A 1,660-nucleotide genomic window follows, 5' to 3' on the forward strand; every position below is an offset into this window, starting at 1 on the left:
CAGGCTGTCGAGAAAGTCTCGGCAGCTTTTATTTGTTTTCTGTTTTTTAATAGATCACTTCGTTAATTTGTTATAATAGCTGTAACTTATCAACGAAAGGTGATTGGATGTTTCAATCTAAAACTGAACGACAAAATGAAATCGAAATGGTTACCATTGAAGAGCTTGTCCCTGAAGATCATCTCCTACGCAAAATTGACCAATACATAGATTTTTCTTTCATTCCTGAAAAAGTCCGTCCTTACTATTCAGAAGATAATGGTCGTCCCTCTTTGGATCCTCTTGTTTTATTCAAAATGATGTTCATTGGTTATATTTATGGCGTTCGTTCCGAACGCGAATTGGAGCGACAAATTCAAACGAATGTTGCTTATCGTTGGTTCTTAGGGTTGAATCTTACAGACAAAGTCCCCCATCATTCCACTATTAGTTGGAACCGCCGCACTCGTTTCAAAGACACGGATATCTTTCAAGAAGTTTTTGATGAAATCGTGCTCCAAGCGATGAACCACCGTATGGTCTCCGGCCGTGTATTATTCACAGATTCCACGCACTTGAAAGCCAACGCTAATAAGAAGAAATTCTCAAAACAAGAAGTTGAAGTAGAAACGGTAGACTACCTCGAAGATTTGGAAGAAGCCGTAAGAAAAGATCGTGAAGATCATGAAAAAAAGCCTCTGAAGGAAAAGGAGGGGGTAAAAAAGACAAAGGAAATTAAGGTTAGCGACACGGATAGCGAGAGTGGTTATCTTTACCGGGAGAATAAGCCGGAAGGCTTCTTTTATCTTGATCACCGTACCACAGATTTAAAACATAACATCATTACTGATGTTCATGTAACGCCAGGAAATATTCATGATTCCAGACCTTACTTACAACGTTTGGATCGCCAAATCGAACGATTTGGCTTTGAGGTGGAAGCTGTAGGTCTAGATGCCGGCTATCTGACGAACCCTATATGTCATGGGCTTATAATGGAAAGAGGAATATTTGGAGTTATTGCTCATCGAAGGTACCAGTCAAAGAAAGGGCTTCTTCCGAAATGGAAATATGCATATGATGAAGAGCGGGATGAATATGTGTGCCCCCAGGGTGAAGTTTTAAGCTATTCGACCACCGATCGTGAGGGGTATCGGCATTACAAATCAAACCCTGAAAATTGTGCAGATTGCCCTCTTCTAGCGAAGTGTACCCAAAATAAGAAGTATCAAAAAACGATCACTCGCCATGTATGGGAAAGCTCGAAGGAGAAGGTTCGGTTGAACCGGCTTTCTAATGAAGGCAAGTGGATCTATCGCATGAGAAAAGAGAAAGTTGAACGTAGCTTCGCAGATTCAAAAGAACTGCACGGGCTGCGTTATTGTCGCTTGCGCGGAAAAGAGAATGTACGCGAACAAGCGTTACTGACGGCGGCCTGCCAAAACATGAAAAAGATTGCCCTCCACCTATCCAGGGTGAGATAGGTGAAGGAGAGTCTTTTTCGGTGAGGGGAAGGCGAATACCAGGAGACTCCTGCGGAAAAACGGGCGATTCGAGACCCCGGAGTGTGGGTTTTCACGAGGGAGGCTCGGGCGTTCGTCCGCGGAAAGCGAGTGGTATTCGCCCGCACGAACTGCACAAAAAAAGCTTGCAGAAAAACACGGGGTTTCTCTACAAGCTG

The 1,660-nt window shown here is 43.4% G+C and carries 1 protein-coding gene; it reads left to right on the forward strand.

Features of this window, described 5'->3' with window-relative positions; genetic code table 11:
• Positions 1–107: 107 nt before the first annotated feature.
• Complete coding sequence (locus tag BW931_RS13190; RefSeq protein WP_065757338.1) at positions 108–1,463, forward strand: IS1182 family transposase; 1,356 nt, start codon at positions 108–110, stop codon at positions 1,461–1,463.
• Positions 1,464–1,660: the final 197 nt, after the last annotated feature.

The sequence above is a fragment of the Salimicrobium salexigens genome, from assembly GCF_900156705.1.
Taxonomy (GTDB): domain Bacteria; phylum Bacillota; class Bacilli; order Bacillales; family Halobacillaceae; genus Salimicrobium; species Salimicrobium album.

Bases quoted from the DNA above. Each gene is read 5' to 3' on its own strand.
- BW931_RS13190 (WP_065757338.1), top strand. From the start codon at position 108: ATGTTTCAATCTAAAACTGAACGACAAAATGAAATCGAAATGGTTACC.